Origin of the sequence: Pseudomonas fluorescens (assembly GCF_012974785.1) — a bacterium.
Taxonomy (GTDB): domain Bacteria; phylum Pseudomonadota; class Gammaproteobacteria; order Pseudomonadales; family Pseudomonadaceae; genus Aquipseudomonas; species Aquipseudomonas fluorescens_BT.
Genome location: NZ_CP027561.1, coordinates 5,012,411 through 5,027,377 on the forward strand (window position 1 = coordinate 5,012,411; position 14,967 = coordinate 5,027,377).

11 protein-coding genes are annotated in these 14,967 nt (G+C 61.5%); 6 read left to right on the forward strand and 5 right to left on the reverse strand.

What is annotated here, in order from left to right:
- Nucleotides 1–15: 15 nt before the first annotated feature.
- Complete coding sequence (gene metE / locus C6Y56_RS22765; protein ID WP_169431733.1) at nucleotides 16–2,328, reverse strand: 5-methyltetrahydropteroyltriglutamate--homocysteine S-methyltransferase; 2,313 nt, start codon at nucleotides 2,326–2,328, stop codon at nucleotides 16–18.
- Between the two features lie 111 nt (nucleotides 2,329–2,439).
- Here metE and metR point away from each other — a divergent pair, with 111 nt between their 5' ends.
- Complete coding sequence (gene metR, locus C6Y56_RS22770) at nucleotides 2,440–3,357, forward strand: transcriptional regulator MetR (RefSeq protein ID WP_085709456.1); 918 nt, start codon at nucleotides 2,440–2,442, stop codon at nucleotides 3,355–3,357.
- Here metR and C6Y56_RS22775 read toward each other — a convergent pair.
- From C6Y56_RS22775 to C6Y56_RS22790, 4 genes are read right to left on the reverse strand one after another with little or no spacing between them, the layout of a single operon-like run.
- Nucleotides 3,341–3,871 carry a GNAT family N-acetyltransferase gene (locus tag C6Y56_RS22775; protein WP_169431734.1) on the reverse strand — a complete coding sequence of 177 codons (531 nt, stop codon included), beginning with the start codon at nucleotides 3,869–3,871 and terminating at the stop codon, nucleotides 3,341–3,343. The two genes, metR and C6Y56_RS22775, sit on opposite strands and share 17 nt — an antisense overlap.
- A 2-nt stretch (nucleotides 3,872–3,873) precedes the next feature.
- Nucleotides 3,874–4,512: a LysE family translocator gene (locus C6Y56_RS22780; RefSeq protein WP_169431735.1), complete on the reverse strand. Its 639-nt coding sequence runs from the start codon at nucleotides 4,510–4,512 to the stop codon at nucleotides 3,874–3,876.
- Between the two features lie 23 nt (nucleotides 4,513–4,535).
- Nucleotides 4,536–4,970 (reverse strand): NUDIX hydrolase, encoded by a 435-nt coding sequence (locus tag C6Y56_RS22785; protein ID WP_169431736.1) that lies wholly within the window; start codon nucleotides 4,968–4,970, stop codon nucleotides 4,536–4,538.
- 60 nt (nucleotides 4,971–5,030) lie between these two features.
- Nucleotides 5,031–6,386, reverse strand: a complete 1,356-nt coding sequence (locus C6Y56_RS22790; protein WP_169431737.1) for an HD domain-containing phosphohydrolase — start codon at nucleotides 6,384–6,386, stop codon at nucleotides 5,031–5,033.
- 256 nt (nucleotides 6,387–6,642) lie between these two features.
- Here C6Y56_RS22790 and C6Y56_RS22795 point away from each other — a divergent pair, with 256 nt between their 5' ends.
- From C6Y56_RS22795 to C6Y56_RS22815, 5 genes are read left to right on the forward strand one after another with little or no spacing between them, the layout of a single operon-like run.
- Nucleotides 6,643–8,916 (forward strand): GGDEF/EAL domain-containing response regulator, encoded by a 2,274-nt coding sequence (locus tag C6Y56_RS22795; RefSeq protein WP_169431738.1) that lies wholly within the window; start codon nucleotides 6,643–6,645, stop codon nucleotides 8,914–8,916.
- Nucleotides 8,913–10,787, forward strand: a complete 1,875-nt coding sequence (locus C6Y56_RS22800; RefSeq protein ID WP_169431739.1) for a putative bifunctional diguanylate cyclase/phosphodiesterase — start codon at nucleotides 8,913–8,915, stop codon at nucleotides 10,785–10,787. Before C6Y56_RS22795 ends, C6Y56_RS22800 begins: the two co-directional genes overlap by 4 nt.
- A gap of 41 nt (nucleotides 10,788–10,828) precedes the next feature.
- Entirely contained in the window at nucleotides 10,829–11,752 is a 924-nt protein-coding gene (locus C6Y56_RS22805; RefSeq protein ID WP_243433390.1) for a cytochrome-c peroxidase, read from the forward strand.
- The gene (locus C6Y56_RS22810) at nucleotides 11,752–13,566 is read left to right on the forward strand and encodes a DAHL domain-containing protein (protein ID WP_169432694.1); all 1,815 of its coding nucleotides are present in this window, start codon (nucleotides 11,752–11,754) and stop codon (nucleotides 13,564–13,566) included. Before C6Y56_RS22805 ends, C6Y56_RS22810 begins: the two co-directional genes overlap by 1 nt.
- Nucleotides 13,563–14,966: an ATP-binding protein gene (locus C6Y56_RS22815; protein WP_169431741.1), complete on the forward strand. Its 1,404-nt coding sequence runs from the start codon at nucleotides 13,563–13,565 to the stop codon at nucleotides 14,964–14,966. Before C6Y56_RS22810 ends, C6Y56_RS22815 begins: the two co-directional genes overlap by 4 nt.
- The last annotated feature ends 1 nt before the right edge of the window (nucleotide 14,967 follow it).

Consider the following 14,967-nt stretch of genomic DNA (forward strand, 5'->3'; position numbering starts at 1 on the left):
CCTGTCTCTTGCGTGTTATGCCAACTGACTGCGCAGTTGCCGCGCTGCCGCGACCATATTGACCAGCGCCGCTTCGGTCTCCGGCCAGGCGCGGGTTTTCAGACCGCAATCGGGGTTGACCCACAGACGCTGCGCCGGAATCCGTTTCACCGCCTGGCTCATCAACTTGACCATCTCGGCCGTGTCCGGCACCCGTGGCGAGTGGATATCGTAGACGCCCGGGCCAATGTCATTCGGGTAGTCGAACGCTTCGAAGGCGTCCAGCAGTTCCATGTCCGACCGCGAGGTCTCGATGGTGATGACGTCGGCGTCCATGTCGGCGATCGCCTTGATCACATCGTTGAATTCGCTGTAGCACATGTGGGTGTGAATCTGGGTTTCATCCTTCACCCCCGAAGCCGTCAGGCGGAACGCTTCCACCGCCCAATCAAGGTATTCCTGCCATTGCTCACGACGCAGCGGCAGGCCTTCACGGAACGCCGCCTCGTCGATCTGTACGATCTTGATCCCGGCCTTTTCCAGATCCACCACTTCGTCACGCAGGGCCAGCGCCAGTTGTTGTGCCTGAACCTTGCGCGACACGTCTTCGCGGGGGAACGACCACATCAGCATGGTCACGGGACCGGTCAGCATGCCTTTCATGACCTTGTCGGTCAGGCTCTGGGCGTAGGTGACCCAGTCCACGGTCATGGCGCTCGGACGGGACAGATCGCCATAGATCACCGCCGGTTTCACGCAGCGGGAACCGTAGCTCTGGACCCAGCCGAAGCGCGTGAACAGATAGCCGTCCAGTTGCTCGGCGAAATACTCGACCATGTCGTTGCGCTCGGCTTCACCGTGCACCAGCACATCGAGACCCAGGCGCTCCTGGACTTGCACCGCATGGCGGATTTCACTGCGCATGGCGTCGTGGTAATCGTTGGCCGACAGCTTGCCCTGCTTGAACGCCTGACGGGCCAGGCGGATCGAACCGGTCTGCGGGAACGAGCCGATGGTGGTGGTCGGGAACGTCGGCAATTTCAGACGCGCCTGTTGTGCAGCGATGCGTTGCGCAAACGGCGAATGACGCTGGCTGTCGCTGGCGTTGATCGCCTCGATCCGCGCTTGCACTTCGGCCTTGTGAATGCGCGGCGAACGGGCGCGGCTCTGTTGAATGGCGCGGCTTGCGGCCAGTGCGCTTTGCACGTTCGGCGCTTGCGGGTCGTTCAGCGCATCACGCAACACCGAGATTTCGCTGCACTTCTGCACGGCGAATGCCAGCCAGCTTTTCAGCTCCGGGTCGAGCTTGTCTTCGCGCTCGACATCCACCGGACTGTGCAACAACGAGCAGGAACTGCTGACCCACAGGTTGTCGCCAAAACGCTCCTGCGCCGGTTGCAGTTGTGCCAGCGCCTGCTCCAGTTCGCAGCGCCAGACGTTGCGCCCGTTGACCAGACCGACCGAAAGAATCTTGTAGGTCGGCAGACGATCAAGCACCTGACCGAGCTGATCCGGCGCACGCACCGCGTCGATGTGCAGGCCTTGCACCGGCAGGCCGACGGCCAGGCCGAGGTTGTCCTGCAGGCCACTGAAATAGGTCGCCACCAGTTTTTTCAGCGGCGAGTACTGAAGGATGTGATAGGCGCGTTCGAAGGCGCTTTTCCAGGCTTGCGGCAGGTCGAGGGTCAGGATCGGTTCGTCGATCTGCACCCACTCCACGCCTTGTGCAGCGAGGCGACCGAGGATTTCGTTGTATACCGGCAGCAGACGCTCAAGCAGATCGAGCTTGTCGAAGCCGTTGCCTTTCGCCTTGCCCAGCCACAGGTAAGTCAGCGGGCCGATGATCACCGGTTTGACGTTGTGACCAAGGGCTTTGGCTTCTTCGACTTCATCGAACAGCTGTTCCCAGCTCAGCTTGAACTGTTGGTCGGCGGTGAATTCCGGGACCAGGTAGTGGTAGTTGGTGTCGAACCACTTGGTCAGCTCTTGGGCGTATTGGGTCTTGCCGTGCTCGCCGCCGCAGCAGGACGCCGTGGCGCCACGGGCCATGGCGAACAGCGTGTCGAGGGTCGGCAGGCCCCGCACATCACGCGCACCGTCAAAACGCTCGGGGATCACACCGAAGGTCAGCGAGTGAGTCAGCACCTGGTCGTACCAGGCGAAGTCGCCGACCGGCAACAGGTCGATGCCGGCGTCCTTCTGCAATTGCCAGTGCCTGGCGCGCAGCTCACGGCCGACCTGATTCAGCGACGCCTGATCGAGATCGCCTTTCCAATAGGCTTCGAGGGCTTTTTTCAGTTCGCGGTCGGCGCCAATGCGCGGGAAACCAAGGGTGTGGGCCACGGCCATGTCGAGTGTTCTCCATTGCGTAAAAGATGGCGCCATTGTCGACAGCCAGGACAACATGAGACAAACTCAACCTTTTCGTGTTTATCACAAATTTTCCTCATGGAGACTGCAGTGCTTGAAATCCGTCACCTGAAAACCCTGCATGCCCTGCGCGAAGCCGACAGCCTGGTCGATGCGGCCGACCGTCTGCACCTGACCCAGTCGGCGCTGTCCCACCAGTTCAAGGAGCTGGAAGAGCGCATGGGCATGCCGTTGTTCGTGCGCAAGACCAAACCGGTGCGGTTCACCAGCGCCGGCCTGCGCCTGCTGCAACTGGCCGACGCGACCCTGCCGCTGCTGCGCGCCGCCGAACGTGACATCGGGCGTCTGGCCGGGGGAACCGCCGGACGTCTGCACATGGCCATCGAATGCCATAGCTGCTTCCAGTGGCTGATGCCGACCATCGACCAGTTCCGCGATGCGTGGCCGGAAGTCGAACTCGACCTGGCCTCGGGCTTCTCCTTCGCCCCGCTGCCGGCGCTGGCCCGCGGTGACCTGGATCTGGTGGTGACGTCCGACCCGCTGGAAATCGCCGGCATTACTTACGTGCCGCTGTTCACCTACGAAGCCATGCTGGCGGTCGCCAACCAGCATGCGCTGGCGAGCAAACCGTACATCGTCCCCGAAGACCTGCTGACCGAAACCCTGATCACCTATCCGGTGGAACGGGACCGCCTCGATATTTTCACCCGCTTCCTCGAACCGGCCGACATCGAGCCGGCGCAGGTGCGCACCTCGGAACTGACGGTGATGATGATGCAACTGGTGGCCAGCGGCCGCGGTGTGTGCGGCATGCCGCACTGGGCGCTGCATGAATACAGCTCACGGGGTTACGTAAAGGCCAAGCGGCTGGGTGAGAAAGGTCTGTTTGCGACGTTGTACGCGGCGATCCGCGCCGACATGCTGGACGCGCCGTACATGCGCGATTTCCTGCTGACGGCCAAGGACACCTCGTTCTCGACCCTCGATGGGGTCAGTGCGGTTCGTTGAGGCTGGCGGATGGCACGAAAGGCGCGCACCACATGTGGATCTTGTCGAAGTAGTCCTCGCCGACCCGCACCGCCATCGGTTCGAGGCCGAACTGGATGAAGCCGCAACGCTGGTAAAGCTTGAACGCGGCTTCATTGCCGGCGGTGACAGTCAATTGAATGACCTTCAGCGCCGGATGCTGCTGCGCTTCACCCAGCACGGCTTCCATCAATTTCAACCCCAGCCCGCGCTGGCGAAACTCGGCCGACACATACATGCCGAACACCGTTGCCTTGTGCCGGGCCTTTTCCCGAGGCTCGAACGCCAGGCCGACGATGCCCGCCAAGCGGCCCGCCTCGAACGCGCCAAACACCGCATCGAGCTTGCTGGTCAGGCGCGACTCCCACCAGCTCAGCGGCATTGCTGCGCGTTCGCGCACGCTGGAGGTGAAGGCCTGCGGATGCCGATCGTAAGCCTCCAGCATCAGTTCCCGATAGGCCAGCGCATGACTGGCATCCAGCCTTTCGATCCACATGTTCAAGCTGCCTTGCGCTGCTCAAGCATCAGCCGCAGGGCCAGCCCCCCAAGCACAAAACCCATGAAATAGCGTTGCGCCGCCAGCCAGGACGGATTGTTGACGAACCACGAGGCAATGCCTGCCGCCGACAGGGCAATCAACAGGTTGACGCTGAAGCTGACGCTGATCTGGGTCAGGCCGAGAATGATGCTCTGGCTGAACACCGAGCCATGTTCCGGCGTGATGAACTGCGGAAACACCGAAAGGTAGAACACCGCGATCTTCGGGTTCAGGGCGCTGGTGAGAAAGCCCATGGTGATGAGCTTGCGCGATGAGTCCGCCGGCAATGGCTGCACTTCGAACGGCGAACGGGCACCCGGTTTCACCGCTTGCCAGGCCAGCCACAGCAGGTACAGCGCGCCGGCCCACTTCAAGACTTCATAGGCCATCGGCACCGCGAGAAACACCGCCGTCAGACCGGCCGCCGCCGCGAACAGATGCACGAAGAATCCGGCCACCACGCCGAGCAGCGAAGTCACCCCGGCCTTGCGCCCCTGACAGATCGAACGGGAAATCAGGTAGATCATGTTCGGCCCCGGCGTCAGTACCATCAACAACGCGGCAGCGGCGAAAATCAGCAGGTCTTGAAGCGGGATCATGACGAAGTCCTTTGCACGAATGATCAGGCGATCGCGGTCAGCGAGGCTCGATAAAACGGCAGGATCAGGTCGCGTGTCAATGGGGCGAGAACCACATCACCGTCGGTGGCCGGGTCGATCCAGATCACCTCTTCGATCTCGGCGGCGGGAGAAACGTCGGCGTCGATGGTCAGTTGAAAGATCTCGGCCTGCACGACGAACCCCGGCTCGTTGGCGGCCGGTGCCGAGAACTGGCCGAGAAAGCGCGCCTGCGCCGGATCGATCACCAGCCCCAGTTCTTCTTCCAGCTCGCGGGCCAACGCATGCACCGGCAGTTCATGGGTTTCGATCTTGCCGCCCGGTTGCATGAACGCGGTGGTATCGCGCTTGCGCACCAGCAGGGTCTGGCCGTCGGGGTTGAGCAGCAACGCGGCGGCAATACGAATGATGCGGGGGGAAACAGCGGATACAGGGCTCATGGGGCAGCCACCGGCCTTGAGAAAAACCGCAAGGATCCCATGCCGACCCCGCCAGCGTCATCAACCCTGGGCCGTGAGGGTCGCCTCAAGTTCCTCCGGTACTTTCACGAATACCTTGTATTTAGCGCCCTCCATGGCTTCGAAACTGATCAGTTTGTCCACCAGCAAAGCGCTCAGGACCTTGCCGGCATTGAGCAGCAACATGCCGTTGTCGGCATTGAGGTTGCGCGCCAGGATCATCCCCGCTGCCAGCTCCCGGGTGCCCATGACCTTGACGTTCGGATCGGTCAGGGTGATGTCGCTGACCATTGCACAGACCTTGATGAAATCCTCGATCAGTTCGGGATCGTAAAGTTTGCCGGCGTACTGGCGCAGGTACAGCAACGCTTCGTCGCTGTTCATTTGCCGCTCGAGAATCAGCCCGCGCTGCAACTCGACGAAATCCACCGCCAGTTTCAGCAGACGCGAACCAAAGGGGATGGCCTCGCCCTTGAGCCGGTCGGGAAAACCGCTGCCGTCCCAGCGCTCCTGGTGATGCAGGATCAGCCGCGCGGCATCCTTCATCGGGTCCAGGGTCATCAACAGCGATTCGCTCTGTTTCGGATAGGCCCGATAGCGGTCGCGCTCGGTGCTGTGCAGCAGGTCCGACGGCGTGGTCATCATGCTGTCGGTCCAGCTCAGCTTGCCGATGTTGTAGAGCGCGGCGGCCATGGTCAGGTCGCGGCTGGCGGCTTCGTCCAGCCGGTGCACCTTGCAGTAGCCGCGCACCAGCTCGATGATCTGCCGGTTGGTCTGCTTGGCCGGCGGCAGGCGCAGATTGGCGATCAATGAAAACACTTCAGTGCCGGTCACATAGCTGTGCTTGAGCTCTTCGTAGGCCAGGTCGAGCATGTCGGCGGTCTGCTGCAGTTCGGCGGTACGGGCGGCGACGTGTTTTTCCAGGGTGCTGTTGAGCAGTTTCAATTGTTCGTTTTGCACTCGCGTCAGTTTTTCCAGACGTTCGCGCTCGCGTGCCAGATGCTGATGCTCGAGGGCCTGACGCAAGGTCAGCAGCATTTCCTCGTCGTTCCAGGGTTTGCTGATGTAACGGTGGATCTGCCCTTCGTTGATGGCCTTGATGATCGCCGAAGGGTCGGCGTAGCCGGTGAGCATGATCCGCGCGGTCGCCGGATACCGCTCATGAACAAGAGCCAGCAGCGTGGCGCCATCCATGTTGGGCATGCGCGCGTCGCTCATCACCAGATTCACCGGTTGCTGCTCGAGTATTTCCAGCGCCTGGGCACCGCTGGTGGCCAGCAAGACGTCATAAGGCTGACCGCGCAACAGGCGGCGCAGGCTGTTGAGGATCGGTTCCTCGTCATCGACCAGCAGCACTTTGGGCCGGGGCGGCGAAATCGGGGCGGACGGCTCTTCCATGGCGAAGCCTCGTGAGAAACGTTGGACATGACTGACGCGCCGGCAGACCTCCCCTGCTTGCCCGCGCTTGAATCACAGGCTAGATGATTTTCGCAGGGCGCGTGTAAATCCTCTGTTACACCGCGACAGGCAAAGTTGCGCCCGTGCAACTATGCTCAAGTGGCTGGACGACACCATCGGCATGAGCGCAGGCATGGGATGAGGGGAAAGGGATGCTCCCGATGACGAATGTGCGTGAACACACGGGTTTTGCGTCATGAGTGCGCAACCCGGACACACCAACCGCCGCGTGCTCATCGTCGACGATACCGCGTCGATCCATGAGGACTTTGCCAAGATCCTCAAACCGGCCACGGCTGAAGCCGACAGCCTGGATGAAACGGAAAGCCTGCTGTTCGGCGATGCGTCCTCCGCCCCCGTCGCACCGAAAGACCGTTTCGAACTGGACTCGGCCTATCAGGGCCGCGAAGCGCTGGACAAGGTCGAAGCCGCACTCGCCGCCGGGCGCCCGTACGCCATGGCCTTCATCGACATGCGCATGCCGCCGGGCTGGGATGGCCTGGAAACCATCGAGCGGCTGTGGCAGGTCGACCCCAAGCTGCAAGTGGCCCTGTGTACCGCTTATTCCGATTACTCCTGGGAAGACATCGACCAGCGGTTGGCCCTGACCGATCGCCTGCTGATCCTGAAAAAACCCTTCGACGCGATAGAAATCCGGCAGATGGCCAGCGCCCTGACGGTCAAGTGGCAAATGACCGAAGACGCCGCCATGAAGATGAACCTGCTGGAGCAGGCTGTTCAGGAACGCACGCGGGAGTTGTCCGACGCCAACATCATCGTGCAGAACAGCCCGACCATCCTGTACCGGCTGCGCGGCGAGCCGTCGTTTCCGTTGATGTACATCTCCCACAACATCACCCGATACGGCCATGTTGCGGCTGATCTGGTGGGTTCGGCCAACTGGGCGCAGACGCTGATTCACCCGGACGATCAGGTCAGTGTCGATACCGCCATGGGCCGGGTGCTCGATCGCCATGCAGAGGGCGCCTCCATAGAGTTTCGCCTGCGAACCGGCGAGGGTGGCTGGCGCTGGGTGGAAAACCGCTACATCCCGGTACGCGATCACGACGGCCGACTGCTGGAAGTCGAGGGGATCATTCTTGACATCACCGAGCGCCGGCTGGCCGAAGAAAAGATGAACCTGCTGGCCCGCACCGACGGCCTCACCGGGCTGGCCAATCGCGCCACCCTGATCGAGCGCCTGCATCAGGCCTTCGCCGCCGCTCGCCGGGGTGCGGCCCCCTTCGCGGTGTTTTATCTGGATCTGGACCATTTCAAGCGGATCAACGACACCCTCGGCCATCCGGTCGGCGATTTGCTTTTGCAGGAAGTGGCGCAGCGGATCAAATCGAATGTGCGGGAAAACGACGTGGTCGCACGGCTGGGCGGTGACGAATTCGCGATCCTGCAGTTGGATGTCAGCGACCCGACCCAGTCCGCCACCGTTGCCACCAAGATCCGCGATGCACTGTCGCAGCCTTACCACTTGACGGGCAATGCCTTGCACACCTCCGCCAGTATCGGCATCTGCCTCTACCGGCCCACAAGTCTGGATGCCGACAGTCTGCTGGGCGGCGCCGACATGGCGCTGTACCGCGCCAAGGAAACCGGGCGCAATCAGTACCAGTTCTACTCCGAGCAAATCACTCGGGAAGTGGCCGAGCGCATTACCCTTGCCGAAGAGTTGACGACAGCGCTCATTCAGGGAGGACTGAAGCTCGATTACACGCCGGAAGTGGACATGCACAGCGGCAAGATTCTCGGCATGGCCGCGCAGGTCAAATGGCAACATCCCAGGCTTGGTCTGCTGCCGGCGTCGGCCTTCGTACCGGCAGCGGAAAAGACCGGTGCAATCATCCCGCTCGGTCGCTGGATACTGGATCACGTCTGCTGGCAGATGCGCCAGTGGCAAAACGAGGGCGTGGCGCCGCCGGTGATGGCGATCAAGATCTCTCTGGCGCAGCTCAAGAGCGGCCCCGAGCTCATCTATGACGTGCTGCGCACCACCGCCCGTTGGGAGCTGGCACCGTGGGATCTGCGTTTCGATGTCACGGAAGCGACCCTGGCCCAGACCAAATGGACCCACAACGATGTGCTGCCGCGCCTGAGTGAGCTTGGGGTGAAGATCGCCATCGACGATTTCGGCACCGAATACTCATCGTTCGATTACCTGAAAACCTACCGGGTCAATCACCTCAAACTCTCCCAATACCTGATCGACAGTGCGGCCCAGGATGAAGGCAGCGCCAATACCCTGCGAGCGATCGTCAATTTCGCCCGGGATCTGGCGATCGACATCAGCGCCGAAGGCGTCCAGCCCGCAGATCGGGATGACGCCCTCGCCTCTTCGGCCCCCCTGAAAAACGTGCAAGGCCTTTGCTTCAGGGAAGCGGTCAGCCCCGAACAGGCAGCCCGACTGCTGAAGGACGCAAGTGCGGCCGCCCCGCTGCCCAAGGAGGATGAAGGATGAAAACGCCTTTTCCCCAGACCAACCGGCGCATTCTGATCGTCGACGATACGCCGGCGATCCATGCCGATTTCCGCAAGATCCTCGCCCCCGAGACCGGTGGCGAAGCGGATCTGAGTGGTCTTGAACAGACGCTGTTCGGCACCCGTCAGGCAACGCACCTGACGTTCCAGCTCGACTCCGCCTACCAGGGCCAGGAAGCCTTGAAACTGGTGCAACACGCGCTGGACGAAGGCCGGCCCTACGCCCTCGCCTTCACCGACATGCGCATGCCGCCCGGCTGGGATGGACTGGAAACCATCGAAAAACTCTGGGAAGTCGATCCGAACCTGCAAATTGCATTGTGCACCGCCTACTCCGACTACAGCTGGGAGGCCATGGCCGAGCGCCTGGAATTCGGCGATCAGTTGCTGATCCTGAAAAAGCCGTTCGACACCCTGGAAATCCGCCAGATGGCCAATGCCCTGACCTGGAAATGGCAACTGGCCCAGGACGCAGCGCTGAAGATGCTCAACCTTGAGCAGACCATCGAGGCGCGGGTGCATGAACTGCTCAAGGTCTCGCACCTGCTGCAATACGACAGCCTCACGGGCCTGCCCAACAGCACCTTGCTGGGCGATCGCCTGAGCCAGTCGCTGGCAGCTTGCCGGCGTCACGACAAGCAACTGGTGGTGATGTTTCTCGGCCTGGACCGCTTCAAGCGCATCAACAATGCCCTGGGCCATCCGGCGGGCGACGAAATGCTCAAGCGGGTCGGCCAGCAATTGCTGGCCTGCGTGCGCGAATCGGACTCGGTCTTTCGTTATGGCTCCGACGAGTTCGTGGTGATGCTCAGCGATATCAAGCATCCGCAGCAGACCCGCAGCATCGCCGAGAAACTACTGAGCGCCATCCGCGCTCCACAGACAATCGTCGGGCATGACGTGAGCGTCACGGCCAGTCTGGGCATCAGCCTCTACCCCGATGACGGGCTCGAGGCCATCGAGCTGATCAAGAAAGCTGAAACGGCCATGCGCAGCGCCAAGGAAAACGGACCGAACGAAATCGGCTTCTTCATCGAAGCCATGAACCAGCGCGCCCGGGAGCAGCAAGGCATCGAGTCGGGTATTCGCCAGGCCCTGCAGCGCCATGAATTCGTCCTGCACTACCAGCCGAAAATCGAGCTGACCAGCGGCCGGGTGGTCGGCGCCGAGGCTCTGGTGCGCTGGCAAAAACCGGGGCATGGCTGGGTGTATCCATCGGAGTTCATTCCAGTGGCCGAAGACAGCGGCCTGATCGTGCCGTTGAGCAAATGGGTGCTGGCCGAGGCCTGTCGGCAGACCCGGGACTGGCAACTGGCGGGGTTGCCGTCGATCCGCATGTCGGTCAACACCTCGGCCATCGACTTTCGCCAGCGGCACTTCGTCGAGGGTATCGAACAGGTGTTGGCACAGACCGGGCTGGATCCCCGTCTGCTGGAACTGGAAATCACCGAAGGCGTGCTGATGCAGAACGTGGACGCAACGATGAGTGCGCTGAACCGGCTGAAAGCCCTGGGTGTCCGGCTGGCCATCGATGACTTCGGCACCGGTTATTCCAGCCTGAGCTACCTGCGGCGGTTTCCCATCGATGTGCTGAAAATCGATCAGTCGTTCATTCGCGGCCTCAGCCATGACAGCAGCGACGCGGCCCTGGTCGGTGCGATCATCAGCCTGGGCAAGAGCCTCAACCTGAACGTCATCGCCGAAGGCGTGGAGACCGCACAACAGCTGGCCTTTCTAAGGGCCCACGAGTGCGAGGAGGGCCAGGGCTTCTACTTCAGCAAAGCCTTGCCGGCAGACTCCTTTGCCCACCTTCTGGTTGACGGGTTGCCTGACCCCTGGAGCGTTGCATGAACACACCGACGACATGCCCGTCACGCAGCGTTTTGTTCCTGATGCTTTTCGCTCCCGGCGTCAATATCGTAGCCGCGCCCCTGGACGAGCCACTGAAGCCGCTGCCTGACATTGCGAAACAGGACCCGAAGCGCGTCGAACTGGGTCGCCGGCTTTTCCAGGATCCACGGCTGTCGGTGAACAACAGCCTGTCCTGCGCCAGTTGTCATCAACTGGACAAGAACGGCGCTGACAGCCGGGCCCTTTCCCTGGGCTTCGATGGACAACCGGTGGCGGTCAACACCCCGACCGTGCTCAACGCCAGCCTCAATTTCCGCCAGTTCTGGGACGGTCGCGTGGAGACGCTGGAGGAGCAAAGCAACGTCGTCATCACCAGCCCCCACGAAATGGGCAATGACTGGAACACCGTCGTGCAACGGATCGCCGACGACCCCGGCTATCGCCAGTCTTTCAGCACCGCCTACCCGGATGCCGTGACGAAAGCCAACATCCAGAACGCCCTGACGAGCTACGAACGCACACTGCTGACACCCGGCTCACGCTTCGATCAGTACCTGCTGGGCAACACCGACATCCTGACCCTCGATGAGAAATACGGTTATCAGCGCTTCAAGGACTACGGCTGCATTGCCTGCCATCAGGGCGTGAACATAGGCGGCAACATGTACCAGAAGTTCGGGGTGTTCGGTGACTACATCGCCGATCGTGGCAACCCGACGGTGGCCGACCAGGGCCGGTTCAACGTCACTGGTGACGAAAACGATCGGGCCGTGTTCAAGGTGCCGAGCCTGCGCAACGTCGCACTGACCGCGCCGTATTTCCACGACGGTTCGGCGCCCACCCTCGAACGGGCCGTGGACGTGATGTTCCAGTATCAGTTGGGCCGCATGCCGAGCGAGCAAGACAAGGCACTGATCATTGAGTTTCTCAAGACCCTGACCGGACACTGGGAGGGTCAGCCATGATGAAAACCGTCTCGGGGCGGCGCAGCCTGCTGTTGCTCAGCCTCCTCGCCGTATTGCTGGCCTCGATCCTGGTGTTTCTGTACCTCAAGTCCAGTTCCGAGCAGACCACCACCTACACCGAATCCCGGGACCTGATCCGTCAGATCAAGCAACAGGATTCGCAGTGGGAAAGTGAAGTCCTCAAGGCCCGGGTGGCGATCACCCACAATTACGACCCGCTGATCTCGCCGATGAACGAGATGAATCGCCTGTGGGCACGTTTCGAATCCATGGAATCCGGGCATGGACGGGACGAATCCACGCAATGGGCTGATGCCCACGAACGCTACCTGGACGCCTGGCAGGAAAAAGCCCGCCTGGTGGAACAGTTCAAGTCGCACAACGCGCTGTTGCGCAACTCCCTGGCTTTTCTGCCCAGTGCCGAGGATGACATTCAGGCACAACTGGCCAATCTGTCCGACCTCGACAAGATTCAATTGCAGAACATCGTCACCGACACCTATGACCTGTTGCTCAGTGCACTGGAATTTGCCCAGGTCGCCTCCGCCGACAAGGCCTCCGACATCGAGGTGGGCCTGAACAAACTGGCGGTGAACGCACAACGTCTGCCGGCGGTTTTTCAAACCCCGATCAGGATCCTCAGCAATCACATCGCCCTGATCCTGCGCGAGCAACCGATCGTCAACCGCCTGCTCGATCAGATCGAGGCAATTCCCGTGGACGAGCGTCTGGACACCATCACCAACATGCTCGACCTGGATCAGCAACAGGCCGAACGAACCGACCAGAAATACCATTTCTACCTGCTGCTGTTTTCTGTCCTGCTGATGTTGTCGCTGCTGTGGCTGGCCATCCGCCTGATCCGCAGTTTTGCCGAGATCAACCGGGTCAACGCGGCCCTGCAAACGGCCAACGATGTGCTCGAACAACGGGTCGACGAACGGACCCGCGAACTGAAGAACGTGCAGAGCGAACTGCTCGACGCCGCACGCCAGGCCGGCATGGCGGAAATCGCCACCAACGTGTTGCACAACGTCGGCAACGTGCTCAACAGCGTGAACATTTCCTCCGACCTGATCTCGCGGAAACTGCGCAGCAGCAAGGCCTTGGGACTCGGCAAGGCGATGCAGCTGATCAACGAACACCCCGACGACCTCGGGTCGTTTCTGACCGAGGACGCCAAGGGCAAGCTGCTGCCCGGCTACCTCAACCAACTGGTGGGCGCCATCGCCCAGGAACAGCAGGAAATGGCCGACGAACTGACCCAGATGAACAAGAGCGTCGATCACATCAAGGACATCGTCGCCACCCAGCAATCCTATGCCGGGGCCAACAGCATGACCGAGCCGCTGTACATCAACGAACTGCTCGAAGACGCCCTGCGCATGAATGCCGGGGCGCTCACCCGACATCACGTCACGGTGGTCAAGGAATACGGCGACGTGCCCCAGGTGATGGGCGACAAGCACCGTCTGCTGCTGATCCTGATCAACCTGATCAGCAACGCCAAGTACGCGATGTCCGATCTCAGCAACCGCCCGCGGACCATGACCCTGGGGGTGAAGATCGTCGATGACGGCTTTCTGGAGATCAGCGTCAGGGACGATGGCGAGGGCATAGCACCGGAGAACATGACGCGGATCTTTGCCCACGGCTTCACCACCCGCAAGGACGGCCACGGCTTCGGTCTGCACAGCTGCGCCCTGGCGGCCATCGAGATGAACGGCCATCTCACCGCCCACAGCGACGGGCCTGGCCAGGGCGCCCTGTTCACTTTGCAGATCCCGCTGATCACGGTAACGGAGAACGCATGAGCGAACTGTCAAACCGCCGCATCCTGCTGATCGACGACATGCCGTCGATCCATGAAGACTTTCGCAAGATCCTCACCCCGAACCGGGCGCAGTCGGCGGAACTGGACGAGATGGAAGCCGCCCTGTTCGGTGCCCCTGCCAAGCCCCGACGGGCGATGTTCGAACTGGACTCGGCCTATGGCGGCGAAGAAGGTTTGGCCAAACTCAACCTGGCCTTGCAGGAGCAATGCCCGTACGCCCTGGCCTTTGTCGACATGCGCATGCCCGATGGCTGGGACGGAGCAAAGACCATCGAGCAATTGTGGCTGCAGGATCCACAACTGCAGGTGGTGGTCTGCACCGCCTATTCCGACTATTCCTGGGACGAACTGCTGGATCGCCTGCACGCCCATGACCGGCTGCTGATCCTGAAAAAGCCCTTCGACAACATCGAAGTCCAGCAGATGGCCAACACCCTGCTGACCAAATGGCAGATGACCGAACGCGCCTCGCTGCAAATGCATCACCTGGAACACCTGGTGGACCAGCGCACCGCTCAGTTCAAGCAGGCCAGCGAAGCCTTGCAGCGGGAGATCGATGAACGCAAGCAACTGGAAGGCCAGCTGGTGCAGTCGGAAAAGCTCGCCTCGCTGGGGCAACTGGCCGCCGGGGTCGCTCACGAAATCAACAACCCGATCGGCTTCGTTTCCTCCAACCTCGGCACCCTCGACGGTTACTTCCAGCAACTGCTGGCCATGCTCGGCGCCTATCACAGCGCCGGGCAGGAATTGCCCGCCGAAGCCGCCGCGCAGTTGCAGCAATTGCGCGAGCACCTGGAACTGGACTATCTGCTGGAAGACATCCCGACGCTGATCCGGGAATCCAAGGAAGGCATCGGCCGCGTCGGACAGATCGTCCGGGATCTCAAGGATTTCTCCCGGGTCGACAGCCATCAGGAATGGCAGTGGGCCAATCTGCAACAGGGCATCGAATCGACTCTGAACATCGTTGCCGGCGAGCTCAAGTACAAGGCCGATGTGATCAAGGAATACCAGGATCTGCCGGACATCGAATGCCTGCCCTCGCAAATCAATCAGGTGATCATGAACCTGGTGGTCAACGCGGCGCAGGCCATGGGTCCGGAGCGCGGCACCATCACCCTGCGCACCGGGGTGCAGGGCGAAACGGCAATCATCGAAGTGGCCGACACCGGTTCGGGCATCGCCCCCGAGACCCTGCAGAAAATCTTCGATCCGTTCTTCACCACCAAACCGGTAGGCCAAGGGACAGGCCTGGGTCTGTCCCTGTCCTACGGCATCGTGAAAAAGCACGGCGGGGACATTTCAGTCAGCAGCACCCTGGGCGCCGGCACGACGTTTCGCGTGCAATTGCCGTTGCGCCAGACCCGGCCTGCGGCCTGAG